Consider the following 14,113-nt stretch of genomic DNA (forward strand, 5'->3'; position numbering starts at 1 on the left):
GTGTCACTGACGCTTTGGCAACAGTGCCTGGACAACCTGCAGGATGAGCTGAATTCACAGCAGTTCAATACCTGGATACGCCCGCTGCAGGCAGAAGAAGGAGAGTCCAACGAGCTGCGCTTATTGGCGCCGAATCGTTTTGTGCGCGATTGGGTGAGCGATAAGTATGCCAAGCGGATTAGTGAGCTGATGCGTGAACTCGCACCGGCCAAGCCGCCAAAGGTCAGCCTGACGGTGGGTAGTCGCCGTTTGGCAGCCCAGGCCCCTCAGCATCGTGATTTAGGTAATCCTGTATCGGCTTCGCCGTCGCGGCCAGCATCACCAGCGGTACATACGCCGCCACGCGGCGATATTGCTGATGAGCGTGAAATCGATAGGCTGCGCGATGAAGCGCCGAGTCGGCGTAATAATGAACGTCAGGTACAGGTAGAAGGCAGTCTGAAACATGGCAGCGGGCTCAATCCGAATTTTACTTTCGATACGTTCGTGGAAGGTAAGTCTAACCAGTTGGCTCGTGCTGCCTCCCGCCAGGTGTCTGAAAACCCTGGTGGCGCTTATAACCCCTTGTTTTTATACGGCGGCGTAGGCTTGGGTAAAACCCACTTAATGCATGCAGTGGGGAACGCATTGGCAACCCGGCGTGAAAACGCCCGGGTGGTATACCTGCACTCAGAGCGGTTTGTCGCCGATATGGTTAAAGCGCTCCAGCTTAATGCGATTAATGATTTTAAGCGTTTTTATCGCAGTGTTGATGCGTTACTTATTGATGACATTCAGTTTTTTGCTGGAAAAGAGCGCTCTCAAGAAGAATTTTTTCATACCTTCAATGCGTTATTAGAAGGTGGTCAGCAAATGATCCTGACCTCTGATCGTTATCCTAAAGAGATCAGTGGGGTAGAGGAGCGCCTTAAATCACGCTTTGGTTGGGGGCTTACGGTCGCGATAGAGCCGCCTGAGCTTGAAACCCGTGTGGCCATCTTGATGAAAAAGGCCGACCAGGCTAAGGTCGATTTGCCTCACGATGCGGCTTTCTTCATTGCGCAAAAAATTCGTTCCAACGTGCGCGAATTGGAAGGTGCGCTGAAAAAAGTCATTGCTGATTCGCACTTTATGGGTAAAACGATTACCCAAGACTTTATTCGTGAGTCTCTGAAAGATCTGTTAGCGCTTCAGGATAAGCAGGTAGGGGTAGATAATATTCAGCGTACGGTCGCCGAATATTACAAGATTAAGGTGGCGGATCTGCTTTCGAAGCGCCGTTCACGCTCAGTTGCCCGCCCTCGTCAGGTGGCGATGGCGCTTGCTAAAGAGCTCACCAATCACAGCTTACCTGAGATTGGCGATGCCTTTGGCGGGCGTGACCACACAACGGTGTTGCACGCTTGCCGAAAAGTGAAATCATTGCAGGAAGAGAGCGCGGATATTCGTGAGGATTACAAGAATTTACTGCGCCTGTTGACCAGTTAATCATTCCATGGGACGGGCCTGTTATACGCAGGTCTTTCAGGATATAGAACCGGAGTATTGATGAAATTTTCGATTTCCCGAGAGGCGCTGCTACGTCCGCTGACTCTGGTCGCTGGTGTTGTTGAGCGCCGTCAAACGCTGCCAGTACTGTCTAATGTGCTGATTCAGGTAGAGGGTGACCAGGTGTCGCTCACCGGTACTGACTTAGAAGTCGAGCTCGTGGGCCGCACGGTGGCAAGCCAGGTCGATCAGGCGGGCTCCGCGACAGTGCCAGCGCGTAAGCTGATGGATATCTGCAAATCATTGCCCGATCAGTCCGACATTCAGCTCGCCGTTGAAGAGGGCCGCGCGGTACTACGCAGTGGCCGTTCACGTTTTACGTTGTCGACGCTCCCGGTCGCTGAATTCCCCAATATCGAAGATGCGGACGGCAGCCAGGAGATTAGCGTACCCCGCGGTACCCTAAAGCACCTGATAGAAGCGACCTCGTTTGCCATGGCGCAGCAGGATGTGCGGTACTACCTCAACGGTATGCTGCTGGAAATTCAAAGCAATTTGCTTCGCACGGTCGCTACTGACGGGCACCGTTTGGCGATGTGCTCGCGGCCAATCGAGGTCTCTGTGAGCCAGTCTCAAAAGCTGATTGTGCCCCGGAAGGGGATTTTAGAGCTGTCGCGCTTGCTAGACGATAGCGATGAGCCTGTCAGCCTGACGCTTGGCTCCAGTCATGTGCGTGCTCATACAGGCGACTTTACCTTCACCTCCAAGTTAATCGACGGTAAATTTCCTGACTATGAGCGTGTCGTGCCGCGCAATGGCGATAAAGTATTGATTGCCGAGCGTGCGGAGCTTCGCCAAGTACTTTCACGTACTGCTATCCTCTCTAATGAGAAGTACCGTGGTGTGCGCCTTTATCTTGAAGAGAACAACCTTAAGGTAATGGCCAACAACCCCGAGCAGGAGGAAGCGGAGGAGAATATCGCCGTTGAGTATAACGGCGGGGCAATGGAAGTTGGTTTTAACGTCGGCTATTTAGTTGATGTACTAACAGTGCTAAATGAAGATCGCGTGCAGATTACCCTGGCTGATCCCAATAGTAGCGCGCTGCTGGAAGAGCCCGGCGGCGGTGATGCGCTTTATGTCGTTATGCCGATGCGCCTGTAAACGCTTTGGGCGGGTAACAGCAATACGTAAGCAAGCTACGTTAGCGGCGCTTCTGGTAGCAGAAGCGCCGCTAACGCGTTGGAATACTCCCTTTTTTCGAGGATATTTTAAGTGGTGATAATAGGATGAGCCTGACACTGCTTAATTTCCACGCTTTGCGCAATCTCAGGCCGGTTGAGATGACGCCCTCTTCGCATATCAATGTCATTAGCGGTGCTAATGGCAGCGGTAAAACCAGTCTGTTGGAGGGGGTACATATTCTTGGCATGGGCCGCTCTTTTCGTACTCGCCAGTTAAAAAACGCGATCCAAACGGATGAGCCGTATATGACGCTGTACGGACGTTTAAGTGGTGAGCCTGAGGTTACCCTTGGTGTGCGTCGTTTAAGAGCTCAGCGGGAGCTGGAGCTTCGTTTAAAGGGAGATAAAAACGCTCGGTTGGCGGAACTGGTAGAGGCTATGCCGCTTCAATTAATTAACCCTGATGCTTTTCGATTGCTTGAAGGTTCTCCAGCCGGACGTCGTGAGTTTCTCGACTGGGGCGTGTTTCACGTGAAACATGACTTTTTAGCAATCTGGAAGCGCACCCGGCGTGCGTTGAAACATCGGAATGCACTGCTCAGGCGTGGTAGAATACTACCTCAGGAAATGGCGGTGTGGGAGCATGAACTAGCCCTTTGGGGTGAACAGATGGACTCGTTACGCCGTGCTTGGTTTAGTGACTTTTTGCCTGTCTTTGAAGAGACACTTAAGGTGTTGCTTCCCTTGCCGGGATTGTCGCTTCACTACGCCAGAGGTTGGGATAAAGATCGAACTCTTGCGACTGTGTTACACGATAGTCGGCCAACTGATCAGCAGATGGGGTTTACTCAGCAAGGTCCGCAGCGCGCTGACTTACGTATCAGGATAAACAAACAGCCTGCTGTAGAAGTGCTTTCCAGAGGCCAGCAAAAGTTAGTGGTGAGTGCATTAAAGCTTGCCCAAGGGCGGTTTCTGGAAAGAACAGCACAGCGGCACTGTATTTATCTTATCGATGATTTGCCCGCAGAACTTGACGAGCAAAACCGTTACCAGTTTTGTGGTTTACTCGAAGATATGCAGTGCCAAGCATTTATTACCAGTGTCGAACCTTCTGCATTGAAGAATGCCTGGCGAACTGATACCCCCGTAAATATGTTTCACGTGAAACATTGCAAGGAGGGGTTTAGTGGTTTAGAGAAAGTCAGCTAGCGCAGGAAGAAGGGTAGGACGATACAGGATGAGACAGACTTCACAACGGAGTGGTCAATGAGCGAGCAGGCTTACGATTCATCAAGCATCAAGGTGCTCAAGGGGCTGGACGCGGTGCGTAAGCGGCCAGGTATGTATATTGGTGACACCGACGACGGTACTGGGCTCCACCACATGGTCTTCGAATTGGTGGATAACTCCATCGACGAGGCGTTGGCTGGGCATTGCAGTGAAATTCGCGTTGTCATCCACCCGGATGAGTCGGTCACCGTGAGTGATAACGGCCGTGGCGTACCTACCGAGCTTCATGAAGGGGAAGGTGTTTCCGCTGCAGAAGTTATTATGACGGTTCTGCACGCAGGCGGTAAATTCGACGATAACTCCTACAAGGTTTCCGGTGGGTTGCACGGCGTCGGTGTTTCTGTTGTCAATGCGCTTTCCGCTGAGCTGCGCTTAACGATTTGGCGTCAGGGTGAAGTGTTCGAACAAATGTACCGTCACGGTGTTCCTCAAGCACCATTGGGCGTTGTGGGCAAAACCGAAAAAAGCGGTACCCGGGTTCACTTCCGCCCATCGCCAGAAACCTTTGGCAATATCGAGTTCCATTTTGATATTTTAGCCAAACGACTTCGCGAACTATCCTTCTTGAACTCTGGTGTGGCTATCCGTTTACTGGATGAGCGCAGCGGCAAAGAGGAGCTGTTTCACTACGAAGGTGGCTTGAGAGCCTTTGTTGATCACCTCAATACCAATAAGAGTGTGATTAATCCGGTATTCCACTTTAACGCTGTTCGTGATGACGGCGTTGAAGTAGAGGTAGCCATGCAGTGGAGCGAAGCCTTCACTGAAAATATTTTCTGCTACACTAATAATATTCCGCAGCGAGACGGCGGGGCGCACTTGGCGGGGTTCCGGGCAGGGCTTACCCGTACGCTCAATAACTATATTGAAGCTGAAAACCTGCTGAAAAAAGCCAAGGTGAATACCACGGGCGATGATGCTCGTGAGGGGCTAACAGCTATTATTTCAGTTAAAGTCCCGGATCCTAAGTTTTCGTCTCAAACAAAAGATAAGCTAGTCTCCAGCGAAGTGAAGACAGCGGTTGAGCAGGAAATGAGCCGTCTCTTTTCCGAGTATCTTGTTGAAAAGCCTAACGAAGCCAAGGCGATCGTTAATAAGATGCTGGATGCCGCGCGTGCACGTGAGGCGGCACGCAAAGCGCGGGATATGACCCGCCGCAAAGGCGCGCTGGATATTGCCGGTTTACCTGGCAAGTTGGCGGATTGCCAAGAAAAAGACCCCAGTCAGTCAGAGCTTTACTTGGTGGAGGGTGACTCGGCAGGTGGCAGTGCCAAACAGGGCCGTGACCGCCGTACACAGGCTATCTTGCCGCTCAAAGGTAAAATTCTGAACGTGGAAAAAGCACGTTTCGACAAAATGCTCTCCTCTGCAGAAGTGGGCACGCTTATCACTGCCCTGGGTTGCGGCATTGGTCGTGAAGAGTTTAACCCCGATAAGTTGCGTTACCACTCGGTTATTATCATGACCGATGCCGATGTCGATGGATCGCACATTCGTACGCTGCTGTTGACGTTCTTCTTCCGTCAGATGCCGGAGTTGATTGAGCGTGGTCATATCTTCATCGCTCAACCACCACTTTATAAAATTAAGCGCGGCAAGCAAGAGCTTTACCTGAAAGATGAACAGGCGATGGTGGATTATTTAACCACCACGGCCTTGGACGGGGCCGGCCTGCATGTTAACGCTAATGCACCGGGTATTTCCGGCTCACAGCTTGAAGCGTTAGTGAACCAGTACCGCAACGTGATGAAGCGAATTGATCGCTTGTCACGGGTTTATCCCAATGAAGTACTTAAGCAAATCGTTCATGCTTCGGCACTGAAAGGTGAGGAGAGCCTGAAAGATCGTGTGACCATGCAGAACTGGATTGATGAACTCCAGAAGATCATGGATGACATGGTTGCCTATGAAGGCGGGCCCCGTTACCACTTCCATCTCCACGAAGATTCTGAGCGCGGGCTTTTCCTACCTACCGTCTCGCTGGTTGCTCACGGTGTGACGACTGAGTATAGGTGGGGCCTCGACTTCTTTGAAAGCGCCGACTATCGCGGTATCGCTGAGCTGGGCGAAACCCTGGATGGCTTCCTGGAAGAGGGCGCCTTTATTGCTCGTGGCGAGCGGCAGAAGCCGGTATCGCACTTCTCGGAAGTACTGGCGTGGCTAATGCAAGAGGGCCAGCGCGGGTTGTCTGTACAGCGCTATAAAGGCTTGGGTGAAATGAACCCGGATCAGCTCTGGGACACCACCATGGATCCCGATAGCCGCCGCATGCTGCGGGTGACGATCGAAGATGCCGTGGGTGCCGATATGATGTTCAACACCTTGATGGGTGACGATGTAGAACCGCGCCGTGACTTTATTGAGACCAACGCGTTGGTGGCCAATTTAGACGTGTAAGGTGGATTGCTTTCGTTAAGATGTTTCACGTGAAACACTGCTTTAACGATCCTTAGCCTCAGTATGGTTTAATGCCACTATGACAGGCGTCGCTATGAAATTCATAGCGACGCTTTTTTTATTGATAGATAGATTGGCAGGATCAGGATACGTGTAGCAGAAGCAGAAGCAGAAGCAGAAGCAGAAGCAGAAGCAGAAGCAGAAGCAGAAGCAGAAGCAGAAGCAGAAGCAGAAGCAGAAGAGGGTAGTTAGTTTCAGCCAAATTTCTCATGCAACAGTTACTCATGCACGCAGAGCGATTATGACTACCAGCTCGGTGTCGCTTAGCTATTTAATGAGCCATTCAACAAATTGCGCTAAATCATCGAAGATATTGCTCTTTTCAAGACCAGCGCCTGCTTGCTCCGTTTTACTTCCCTTTCCAGTTCTGACCAGCGCTGTTTCGCAACCTACGGCTTCGCCCGCCTGGAGATCGCGAAGGCTATCACCGACCATCCAGCTTCCCGTTAAACTTTCTAGCCCCAGGATCTGCTGGATCTGTACTAGCATTCCTGGCAATGGTTTACGGCATTGGCAATTATCATTTGGCCCATGGGGGCAGTAAGCAATATGAGCAATATGCCCGCCTTCCGCTTCTACTAACGAAATTAAGTGTTCATGCATCGTATGGAGGGTTGCTTCATCATAATAGCCTCGGGCAATCCCGGATTGATTCGTTGCGACGGCAACGGTGTATCCCGCGCGGGTGAGGCGGGCAATGGCAGTGATTGAAGAGGGGTAGGGCACCCACTCCTCGAGAGATTTGATGTAGTTATCAGAGTCATGGTTGATGACGCCGTCTCGATCCAGGATGACAAGTTTATCGGCACTTAGCATAGCGATCCTATTGGTACGGTTGCCGGCGATACTTTCTGCCCGCGAGATTTAAGACTATTTTACCCCGATCTAACAAAGATGTTTCACGTGAAACACGCACTCCCCAAACAATAAAAAAAGCCCAGCCGTTAGGGCTGGGCTTGGGGATTTGCGATCCATTAGTCGACGACTACTGAGGGAGCAGCGAAATATCGGCGACTTCTAAAAACAGCGCTTGAAGGCTTGCAAGAAGCGCTAACCGATTACGCTGAATAGCCGGGTCGTCCGCCATCACCATTACTTGGTCAAAGAAGGCATCTACTGGATCTCGCAGTGTGGCAAGTGCGTCGAGTGCACGCTGGTAGTCACCCGCTGCAAATAGGGGGGCCACCTGTGCTTGGCTACCTGTCACAGCGTCGAACAGTGCCCGCTCGGCATCTTCCTGCAGCAAGTGTTGATCGACCTGTGTGCTGCCGTCATGCTCCTGCTTGCTTAAAATATTCGAAACGCGCTTGTTAGCCGCCGCCAGCGCTGTGGCTTCGTCACGCTGGGCAAAGGCCTTCACAGCGCGCAGGCGGCGAGCGAAGTCGAGCGGGTTTGTGACTGGGCGCGCACGAACAGCAAGGTACATTTCTGCGCTGATGCCTTCATCCTGGCCCCAGGCGCGGAAGCGATCCAACATGTACGTCAGCACGTCCTCAACCAGCCCGTCAGCTTTGGGGAGGCCCTGGTGCTGCTCAGAGGCAACCGTAAGCAGCTCGCGCAGGTCAAGATCCAGCTCGCCTTTGACCAGAATGTTAAGCACGCCAATCGAAGCACGACGTAAAGCGAAAGGATCTTTCGCACCGGTTGGGCGTTGGCCTATCCCGAAGATGCCTACCAGGGTATCCAGTCGATCCGCCAGGGCTAATGCCTTGCCTGTAGCACTTTGGGGAATCGCATCAGTAGCAAAGCGGGGCAGGTACTGCTCTTCAAGGGCTTGGGCAACCTCCGCGGGTTCGCCATCTTGCTGCGCATAGTAGCGTCCCATAATGCCCTGAAGTTCAGGGAATTCGAGCACCATCTCCGTCACAAGGTCGCACTTGGCGAGTGCCACGGCGCGCTGAGCGTGAGCCACGTCGCCATTGATACGTTCGGCAATAAATGTCGCAATAACCGAACTGCGGCGAGCTTTATCCGCCAGGGTGCCTAGCTGCTGCTGGAATACCACGCTCTCTAACTGTGGGATGCGTGACGCTAATGTGTACTTGCGATCGGTGTCGTAGAAAAACGCTGCATCGGCTAAGCGCGGACGAATGACTTTCTCGTTACCGGCAATGACCTGGTCGGGGTCAGTGCTGTCGATATTGGCAATGGTGATAAATAGCGGTTTCAGCTTGCCAGCGTCGTCCAACAGGTGAAAATATTTCTGGTTAGCCTTCATCGAAGAGATCAAGCACTCGGCGGGCACTTCCAGAAAGCGCTCATCAAAGCTACCGGTAAGGGCGACTGGCCATTCCACCAAGCCGCTCACTTCTACCAGAAGCTCTTCGTCGATAACCGCATTGGCCTCCTGCACTTCGGCCTCTGCTAATACCTGTTCGCGGATGCGCTCGCGGCGTTGCTCACGATCCACCAGTACATAGGCATTTTCCAGCGTAGCCACATACTCATCAGCGTGCGCCAGCTGAATGGCATCAGGGGCGTGGAAGCGGTGACCGTAGGTCGTGCAGCTAGCCTCTAGGCCAAGTGCCTCGGCGGCCACTACGTCGCTACCGTAAATGGCTACCAGCCAATGAACGGGACGGGAAAACTCAACCCGTGAAGCGCCCCAGCGCATGTTTTTAGGCACAGGGAGGGTGCTGATTGATTTGCGGATAATCTCGGGCAGCAGCGCTTGAATAGATTCTCCCTGCTGCTGCTCACGAAAACCTAACCAAGTACCTTTATCGGTTTCTAAATGAATCAGCTCGTCGACGCTTACACCGCAAGAGCGGGCAAAGCCTTCCGCGGCTTTAGTGGCAACGCCATCCTTAAAGGCAGCTGCCAGCGCTGGGCCACGGCGCTCAACGTCACGATCAGGCTGTTTGTCGGCCAGTTCATGCACCTGTACCGCTAAACGCCGTGGTGTCGCAAAAGCGGTAACGTTGGTGAAGGGAACATCGGCTTCTTGCAGGCCTTTCTCGATGCTCGCGGCGAACGCATCGGAAAGAGCGTCCAGGGCCGTGGGCGGCAGCTCTTCCGCACCGAGTTCTAGTAAAAGCGTATTAACAGCCATTAGTCGTCTCCCTGATCGGCGAGTAGCTCTTGTAACAGTTCTCGGCGAAGATTTTCTGGCGCCATGGGGAAACCTTCGGCCTTACGCGACTCAAAGTAAGCAGTGGCGACATCCCGGGCCATAGTGCGAACGCGCAGGATAAAGCGCTGACGCTCGGTGACCGAGATAGCGTGACGGGCATCTAATAGGTTGAACGTGTGTGATGCCTTCAGGACTTGTTCGTAGGCCGGCAGCGGCAGGCTGGCAGCGAGCAGCTTGCTGCACTCTTTTTCCTGATGGTCAAAGTTAGCAAATAGCTGATCGACATCGGCATGTTCGAAATTGTAGGCGGACTGTTCGCGCTCGTTTTGCAGATAGACATCGCCATAAGTCACTTTGCTGCCATCGGGGGCAATGGCCCAGACGAGGTCATACACACTGTCGACGTCCTGCAGGTACATGGCGATGCGCTCAAGCCCATAGGTCAGTTCGCCGGTGACCGGATAGCATTCGATGCCACCGGCCTGCTGAAAGTAGGTAAACTGGGTCACTTCCATGCCGTTTAACCAGATTTCCCAGCCCAGGCCCCAGGCGCCCAAAGTAGGAGATTCCCAGTTATCTTCGACAAAGCGCACATCGTGAACCAGCGGATCAAGACCCAGGCGTTTGAGTGAGCCCAGGTAGAGATCCTGCAAGTTGCTTGGCGATGGCTTCATCACCACCTGGAATTGGTAGTAGTGCTGAAGGCGGTTAGGGTTCTCGCCATAGCGGCCGTCAGTAGGGCGGCGGGAAGGCTGTACATAGGCAGCATTCCAGGTTTCGGGACCAATCGCCCGCAGGAAGGTAGCGGGGTGGAAGGTGCCCGCGCCGACTTCCATATCGAGCGGCTGAAGGATGACACAACCCTGTTCTGCCCAGTACTGCTGCAGAGCAAGGATCAAGCCTTGAAAGGTCGACACATCGGGTGTCGATTGGTTTGTCGAGACACTCATCGCGGAAAGCACCGTTGGCCATGAATTCATAAGGCGTCAAGTATACAATCCTAGGCAGATGGGTTATAGGCACGTATGCCAACAAGCTGCTTTAGGTAAGGAGAACAGTATGATTGTGGTAACAGGCGGTGCCGGTTTTATCGGGGCCAACATAGTTAAAGCATTGAACGCCCGCGGTCGAAACGATGTGATGGTCGTTGACGATCTACGCGATGGTACCAAATTCGTCAATTTAGCCGACTGCACGCTGGCTGATTATCTCGATAAAGATGATTTCCTCGCCAGGGTAAAAGCTGCCCTGCGCGGTGAAAGCGTCGAGCTACCTAAAATCGATGCTATTTTCCATGAAGGCGCCTGCTCGGATACTACCGAATGGGATGGCCACTACATGATGGAGAATAACTTCGAGTACTCCAAAGTGCTGCTTAATTACTGCGAGCAGCAGAGTATTCCTTTTTTATACGCCTCGTCAGCCGCCACCTATGGCGGCAGCGAGGTATTTAAAGAGGTACCCGAATGCGAAAAGCCGCTTAACGTTTACGGCTATTCCAAGCTGCTGTTTGATCAGCACGTGCGTTCGCGCTGGAGCGAGTTAACCACTCAAGTAGTGGGCTTTCGTTACTTTAATGTCTATGGCCCCCGTGAACAGCACAAGGGCAAAATGGCCAGTGTGGCCTATCACAACCACTTGCAAATTCGTAATGGTGAAACGCTCAAGCTGTTTGGCGGCTATGACGGCTACGAGGCAGGCATGCAGAGTCGTGACTTTGTTTATGTGGGCGATGTAGTCGATGTGAATCTTTGGTTTTTGGATCATCCTGACAAGTCAGGAATCTTCAATCTTGGCACTGGTCGGGCTGAACCTTTTAAAGCCATTGGCGAGGCGGTTATCGACTTTTACGGTAAAGGTGAGATCGACTACATTGCCTTCCCCGAAGAACTCAAAGGACGCTATCAGAGCTATACCCGAGCTGACATTGGTCAGCTACGTGAGAGCGGCTGCGATGTTGAGTTTAAAACCGTTGCTCAAGGGGTGAAGGCCTACTTGGGGTGGTTAAATGGCTAATTCAGCTCAGCGCTTGCTGGTGATTGGCCCTTCGTGGGTCGGTGACATGGTCATGGCACAAAGCCTGTTTATGACCTTAAAAGCCCGCCAGCCAGGCGCGACGATAGGGGTGGTTGCACCAAAGTGGTCACAGCCTATTTTAGAGCGTATGCCCGAAGTGGATGAAGTGCTGCCGCTGGCAGTGGGGCACGGTGAATTTGGCTTGGCCAGCCGCCGTGAACTGGCCAACCGTTTGCGTGGCCGTTTTGACCGAGCCATTGTCTTGCCACGCTCTTGGAAGGCAGCGCTGGTGCCCTTTATGGCGCGCATTCCTGAACGCATAGGCTTTTTAGGCGAACACCGCTATGGGCTTCTCAAGGAGCGCCGCAAACTCGATAAACAGGTGCTGGATCAAACGGTAAAGCGCTTTGTATCGCTCGGCCTGCCTCTGGAAGAAGCGGCTAGCGGCGCCTTTGCGCTGCCCAAACCGAGACTGCAGATTGACCGTGATAACTTGGTCAATTTGCGGCTAACTCACTCGCTTTCTTCGCGCACGGCGATTGGTATGATGCCGGGCGCTGAATACGGTCCCGCCAAGCAGTGGCCGGTCAGCTACTTTCACAGCTTAGCCAAACGGCTGGTGGAAGAGGGTTTTGAAGTACGCGTACTCGGGGGGGCAAAGGATCACCCGGCGGGCGAGGAGATCACACAGGGGCTTTCCCATGCCCATAACCTGTGTGGTAAGACGCAGCTGGCTGATGCGGTCGATCTGTTGGCGGATTGCCGGCAGGTAGTCACCAACGACTCGGGGTTAATGCATGTGGCTGCAGCGGTAGGTGTTCGTGTCCATGCGCTGTATGGCTCCTCATCGCCCGCCTACACGCCGCCGCTGACTGATAACGCCGTCATTCACTACCTAGCGCTCTCTTGCTCTCCTTGCTTTCAGCGTACCTGCCCATTGGGGCATACCAATTGCTTGAATCTGCTCAGCGTTGAGCAAGTCTACCAACAGATTCACGCGGCTCATCAGTGGGAGAGCGTGATCGTTAATGGATGAGCTCGACTTCGTCTGCCGCGTCAGCAGGCGTCTCTAGGGTTTGCTCTTGAGTAACTTCTTGAGAAGGCTCGTCGGACTCACGCCGCTGAGGGGAAATGCCCTCCCAAAGGCGGTGCTGAAGCGCCGTCTCTTCCCGTAAACGCTCATTAAGCACTTCGATACCGTGGGCCTCTACCAGCGTACGATTATTACTGAAAAGCGAAGTGCCCAATCCAGCGCGGTCGCGCTCTAAACTAAAGCCCAGCGCATCGAGTATCGTGGGGAAAACATCCAGCATGGTAGCGTCTCGGCGAATACGCTGTGGCTCGATATCGTTGCCGAGCATTATCAGCGTGTTGTCGCGGTCTAGCGCGGTCAATTGATCCCACACAGAAACGCGCATCGTCAGATGGTCGCTCAGTATGACCACCAAGGTATTATCGAGAAGACCCTCAGAATCCAACCGTTCAACCAAATCTTGAGCCAGCCAAGTCGCGCATTCCACCGAATAAAGAATATCCTGGCCGTCAAACTCTCCTTGACGTTCCACGCACGACTGGGAGGGATAACCATTCGGCGCATGACCCGCCAGATTGAGGCTAATTACACCCCAGGGGCCGCTATTCTGGCTATCTAAATGCCGGATCTCATCGGCGGTGATGTCATACAGCGTGTCGTCATACAGGCCCCAGCTATTTACATACTCAGGATTCTCTAGCAGGGGCTCTAAATCTTCACGTCCTTTCACCGTATCGAATTGGTGGCCGCGATAGAATAGTCCTTTACCCGCGAATTGTGTGCTAGCACCGCCTAGATAGCTTAGTTGGTAGCCCTGTGCAGCAAGAATGTCGCCGAGACAATCGACCCCGGGAACAACCTTGGAAAGAGGCTCGAACTGGCTGTCGTGAAGGAGTCCAGCAGGCATCAATGGCACGCCGCACTGGCTGGCAATCATGCCCGCCATTGTCCAGCCCGTATTATCCATCTGGCGCACGCCCTCAAAAACGGCACCTCGTTCCCCTAGGGCGTTGAGACTGGCGTAGGCATCCCCAAATATGTCATTAGAGTAGGTACGCTCTATGCTTTCCAAATACAGAATGAGTAAGTTAGGGGCGTCCCTAAGTTCCTCGGCAGGGGGCGGCTTGTAGCGTCGATCCAGCCAGGCGCCGTCATCAGTGACAATGGCCGCGCTGCGTTGGCTTATGCCATAAAGTAGCGGGTTGCTAGCCAATAATATAATAGCGAAAAAGCGCTCGGCTAACCGCCAGCGCTGGTCGTGGCGTGATAGCCACGTCACGGCCGCCAGTACGCCAATCATTATTAACGTATAGAGCACCGCGGAAATCATTTTGCCTGCGCCACCATGCTTGGCTATGCCTGCCTGGAGGTGAAAAAACACCGCACCCAAATCGACAATGCCAAAGCTGTCCGCCAAGTAAACGTACACACCCCAAAGACTTAACGGTACAAGCGACCAGGGCCACATTTTACGATAGCGAGCATTGGCAGGCTGGCCCCAGCGCAGCTTAAGCCCCACACCAATCCATGCGGCCGCTACTAAAAATAGCGTCCACCAGGGCAGACGGGTCATTACCGTGACCGTGTAACCCA

General features: G+C 53.1%; 10 protein-coding genes. 6 read left to right on the forward strand and 4 right to left on the reverse strand.

Features of this window, described 5'->3' with window-relative positions; genetic code table 11:
- The 4 genes from dnaA to gyrB all read left to right on the forward strand — a co-directional run bounded on the left by dnaA (window position 1) and on the right by gyrB (window position 6,338).
- Complete coding sequence (gene dnaA / locus LMS44_RS00005) at window positions 1-1,467, forward strand: chromosomal replication initiator protein DnaA (RefSeq protein WP_022521029.1); 1,467 nt, start codon at window positions 1-3, stop codon at window positions 1,465-1,467.
- Window positions 1,468-1,527: 60 nt separating this feature from the next.
- Window positions 1,528-2,631 (forward strand): DNA polymerase III subunit beta, encoded by a 1,104-nt coding sequence (gene dnaN, locus LMS44_RS00010; protein WP_022521028.1) that lies wholly within the window; start codon window positions 1,528-1,530, stop codon window positions 2,629-2,631.
- A gap of 125 nt (window positions 2,632-2,756) precedes the next feature.
- The gene (gene recF / locus LMS44_RS00015; RefSeq protein ID WP_022521027.1) at window positions 2,757-3,860 is read left to right on the forward strand and encodes a DNA replication/repair protein RecF; all 1,104 of its coding nucleotides are present in this window, start codon (window positions 2,757-2,759) and stop codon (window positions 3,858-3,860) included.
- Between the two features lie 57 nt (window positions 3,861-3,917).
- Window positions 3,918-6,338, forward strand: coding sequence for a DNA topoisomerase (ATP-hydrolyzing) subunit B (gyrB, locus tag LMS44_RS00020; RefSeq protein WP_009286362.1), 2,421 nt, complete (start codon window positions 3,918-3,920; stop codon window positions 6,336-6,338).
- A gap of 327 nt (window positions 6,339-6,665) precedes the next feature.
- Here gyrB and gmhB read toward each other — a convergent pair whose 3' ends face one another.
- The 3 genes from gmhB to glyQ form a co-directional block, all read right to left on the reverse strand.
- Window positions 6,666-7,214 (reverse strand): D-glycero-beta-D-manno-heptose 1,7-bisphosphate 7-phosphatase, encoded by a 549-nt coding sequence (gene gmhB, locus LMS44_RS00025; protein ID WP_278370458.1) that lies wholly within the window; start codon window positions 7,212-7,214, stop codon window positions 6,666-6,668.
- 169 nt (window positions 7,215-7,383) lie between these two features.
- Window positions 7,384-9,450, reverse strand: a complete 2,067-nt coding sequence (glyS, locus tag LMS44_RS00030; protein ID WP_278370459.1) for a glycine--tRNA ligase subunit beta — start codon at window positions 9,448-9,450, stop codon at window positions 7,384-7,386.
- Window positions 9,450-10,421: a glycine--tRNA ligase subunit alpha gene (gene glyQ, locus LMS44_RS00035; RefSeq protein WP_041157463.1), complete on the reverse strand. Its 972-nt coding sequence runs from the start codon at window positions 10,419-10,421 to the stop codon at window positions 9,450-9,452. The genes glyS and glyQ overlap by 1 nt, the downstream gene beginning before the upstream one ends.
- Window positions 10,422-10,530: 109 nt before the next feature.
- Between glyQ and rfaD the strand changes: the two genes are divergently transcribed.
- Together rfaD and waaF are read left to right on the forward strand one after the other, a co-directional pair.
- The gene (gene rfaD / locus LMS44_RS00040; protein WP_039857862.1) at window positions 10,531-11,487 is read left to right on the forward strand and encodes an ADP-glyceromanno-heptose 6-epimerase; all 957 of its coding nucleotides are present in this window, start codon (window positions 10,531-10,533) and stop codon (window positions 11,485-11,487) included.
- A complete protein-coding gene (waaF, locus tag LMS44_RS00045) occupies window positions 11,480-12,523 on the forward strand; it encodes a lipopolysaccharide heptosyltransferase II (RefSeq protein ID WP_009286366.1) in 1,044 nt (347 codons plus the stop codon). The genes rfaD and waaF overlap by 8 nt, the downstream gene beginning before the upstream one ends.
- Here the strand turns inward: waaF and LMS44_RS00050 are convergent.
- Window positions 12,513-14,093, reverse strand: coding sequence for a sulfatase-like hydrolase/transferase (locus LMS44_RS00050; RefSeq protein ID WP_101148389.1), 1,581 nt, complete (start codon window positions 14,091-14,093; stop codon window positions 12,513-12,515). The genes waaF and LMS44_RS00050 overlap by 11 nt on opposite strands.
- Window positions 14,094-14,113: the final 20 nt, after the last annotated feature.

It is taken from the genome of Halomonas profundus, from assembly GCF_020865425.1.
GTDB lineage: Bacteria > Pseudomonadota > Gammaproteobacteria > Pseudomonadales > Halomonadaceae > Vreelandella > Vreelandella titanicae.